The sequence below is a fragment of the Hydrogenivirga sp. 128-5-R1-1 genome, assembly GCF_000171895.1.
Genome location: NZ_ABHJ01000447.1, coordinates 1 through 1,212, shown reverse-complemented (window position 1 = coordinate 1,212; position 1,212 = coordinate 1). Strand labels below are relative to the sequence as shown.

General features: G+C 30.3%; 2 protein-coding genes. Both read right to left on the bottom strand.

The features are described from left to right. Window positions 1–38: 38 nt before the first annotated feature. Window positions 39–401, bottom strand: coding sequence for a hypothetical protein (locus tag HG1285_RS00790; protein ID WP_008289559.1), 363 nt, complete (start codon window positions 399–401; stop codon window positions 39–41). A 76-nt stretch (window positions 402–477) separates the two neighbouring features. Continuing rightward, window positions 478–1,089 carry an NAD(P)/FAD-dependent oxidoreductase gene (locus HG1285_RS00795; RefSeq protein WP_008289558.1) on the bottom strand — a complete coding sequence of 204 codons (612 nt, stop codon included), beginning with the start codon at window positions 1,087–1,089 and terminating at the stop codon, window positions 478–480. Window positions 1,090–1,212 lie beyond the last annotated feature (123 nt).

Below are 1,212 nucleotides of genomic sequence, written 5' to 3'. Positions count from 1 at the left end.
AATTAAGTATGAAAAGACAGAGTAATCCCTATGGATATTTAGGCAAACTGTTTTGGTGGCTTGAATATTTTTATTGAATAAAGTTTCAAGGAAGGTTTTTGATAAAAGAAATTTTTTTCTTCTCTTGGTTTTGAGTCAAATTTTCTTATGCTATAAGTTAATATAAAACTTTTATGGAGCTCATTATGTATTTTACAAAAAGGGTCTTTTTTATCAAGTTTATCAAGCTTTGCAACAATTTCAATTTTTGACATACAAGGGTCAATTTTATAAAAAACAAAATCATGAAAAGTGTTAAATAAAATCCCTATAAATAAAACTACATGCACAAATATCTTGGAAAACTTCATAATATCTAGTATTGTATCACTGTTGTTTTGTATGTTTATGTTATTTGTCATATTTAATAGGAGTATTTACAATAAAAAAGTTAGTTTTTATAGTTTTAGTTTACGGGCTGAGGACAGAGCTGTCCTTTTAGCCCTTGTCAGGTACATCGTGAACAACTACGTTTTTACCTGCCCACTTGCTGAGTATTCCACATGCAACATGTGCACCTGAGCCAATAGCCGAGGCAAACATTGTATAACATCCTGCAGCATTACCTGCTACCCAGAGGTTATCTCTAACTTTGAAAAAGCCGTCATGTTTAATCATAACTTTTCCCGGTCTTGGAGAATTTACATTATCAATAACTTCCACATTTAAACCTTCTATTGAAAATTCATGAAATCCTGTTGCAATAACGAGAATTTCTGCTTCGTATTTCTCTCCATTTTCTGTTTCTACTGTAAAACCATTTTCTTTTTCCTCTGCTTTTACCACTCTTCCTTTTTTTATTTCTACATTCTCATACTTTAAAGCTTGATTTTTGACCTGTTCAAGCAAATCTTTGCCTAAAGTTCCTTCAGGAATTCCTGCCACGTTATTAATTTCAGCTTTTAAAAGGTCTGACCCTCCGTTGTTATCAATAACTAAATACTTTCTATTTTTTGTAAAATCAAATCTATCATTTGCAGAAGCAAGTGTTATTACACAGGAAAGCCCAGCAGGTCCACCACCAATAATGATTACATCGTATTTTTTCACTGCTTTTACCTCCGTTTTTATTTTGTTATAATCAATAAAAATTTTATTACAAACAAAAATAAAAATTATGAGAATATTCAATTATGTTTTCATTTTAATAATTACTTTATTAATCTATTCCTG